The 1,602-nt window shown below is 39.8% G+C and carries 4 protein-coding genes; all 4 read left to right on the plus strand.

From position 1 onward, the window contains the following. Window positions 1-187, plus strand: a 187-nt coding sequence (locus tag VXK47_RS13980; protein WP_435549402.1) for a transposase, incomplete at its 5' end; no start/stop codon positions are given. Window positions 188-208: 21 nt separating this feature from the next. Continuing rightward, the gene (locus VXK47_RS13985) at window positions 209-331 is read left to right on the plus strand and encodes a 4Fe-4S binding protein (RefSeq protein ID WP_435549405.1); all 123 of its coding nucleotides are present in this window, start codon (window positions 209-211) and stop codon (window positions 329-331) included. Window positions 332-445: 114 nt separating this feature from the next. Continuing rightward, entirely contained in the window at window positions 446-595 is a 150-nt protein-coding gene (locus tag VXK47_RS13990; RefSeq protein WP_435549403.1) for a helix-turn-helix domain-containing protein, read from the plus strand. Beyond that, a complete protein-coding gene (locus VXK47_RS13995; RefSeq protein ID WP_435549404.1) occupies window positions 559-1,365 on the plus strand; it encodes a substrate-binding domain-containing protein in 807 nt (268 codons plus the stop codon). The genes VXK47_RS13990 and VXK47_RS13995 overlap by 37 nt, the downstream gene beginning before the upstream one ends. Window positions 1,366-1,602: the final 237 nt, after the last annotated feature.

The following is a 1,602-nucleotide window of genomic DNA, read 5'->3' on the forward strand; positions in this document are numbered from 1 at the left end:
CATGAAACGTCACTGGAACGGCATCCTGAGATGGTTTACGTCAAGGATTAACAATGGCATTCTTGAGGGAATCAACAGCCTTATCCAAGCAGCTAAAGCCAAGGCCAGGGGATACAGGACCATCAAAAACCTGATCACCATAATCTACCTCATTGGTGGCAAACTCGAATTCAGGTTACCCACATGAAATAGCGAGGAACCGGAGAAAATCTCTTTTGATTATGAAAAATGCATCAGATGTTACTGCTGCGTTGAGGTTTGTCCGGAAGGAGCTTTAAAGGCAGTGGAGACTTTGCCCGGAAAAATAATAAGAAGACTTTTGATCAGGTGATACGGTTTTTACTGTAAAAATATAAAATGATTGACTTTGAACGGTTAAAATAATAGGTGTAATTAATAAGTATATTAAGTAATTAATGGGGAATTATAAGGAAGGATGACCGAAGTGAAAGAACTGATATCAACAAAAGAAGTGGCTAAATTTCTTGGAATTAATGAAAAGATGGTTTATGCCCTTATTTCTGAAAAGGGGCTTCCTGCCACAAAAATAACCGGAAAGTGGCTTTTCCCCGGCATCTTGTTGAACAGTGGATAGAAAACAATACGATAAATTTTCCAAAATCCGGTGATCCCCTTCCTCCTTACCATGGATTACTGATAATATCAGGAAGCAATGATCTGCTTTTGGATAAAACCATTGCACTTTTTAACAACCTGAACCCTGATAATGTGGCTGTTTTTGGAAACCTCGGGAGTATGGGAGGTTTGAGAGCCCTGCATAATAATCTATGCCATATCGCTTCCAGCCATCTGCTGGAAGAAAATGAAAATGACTATAATTTTAACTTTGCTTCCAGGGAGCTTGGTGACATGCCAGCAGTTTGCAATTTTTGCAGACGGGAGCAAGGGATTATACTTCAAAAGGGCAATCCCAAGGCTATATTGAAAATAGCCGATTTCGCAAAGCCTGAAATTCAAATAGTAAACCGGCCTCCTGGAACCGGTACAAGGCTGCTTTTTGATCGGGAATTAAACAATGCCGGAATAGATTGTGAGAAAGTCAAAGGTTATGATAATGAGGTATCGAGGCATCTGGATGCAGGTGTTGAAGTGTTAACAGGCCGCGCCGATGCAGCTGTCTGCATACGACCGGTAGCTTCTCTGCTAGGGCTGGATTTCATCTCACTTCGCTGGGAACGTTATGATCTTCTTATCCGAAAGGAAAAGTTTTTTGAAAGGGGCATCCAGCTGTTTTTAGGATTATTGCATGAAGAGTCCTTTCATACAATTGCCAAACAGTTTGACGGTTATGACACAAGCTTGAGTGGGAAAGTAGTATTTCCTCAAAAAACCGCCGGGCATTAAAATGAAACCGGATCTGAGGCCACAAATATGCTTTCTTATCCGGCATGGCTTCAGGCCGGGTTTTCTTCTGAATATTCATGGCATATTACATTAATAAAAGCATTTGAGGTAATTTCAAAAGTCTCGCATTGATCCGATTATTTTTATAAAAAGCAGTTGAAATACCAAATAACATATTGATTTAATAAAGAGAATGCTCTATTATCTTCTTAAATTCACCAATTCAAGAAAGGATGA

It is taken from the genome of Desulfobacterium sp. N47 (assembly GCF_051233685.1).
In the GTDB taxonomy this organism is placed as follows: domain Bacteria; phylum Desulfobacterota; class Desulfobacteria; order Desulfobacterales; family RPRI01; genus RPRI01.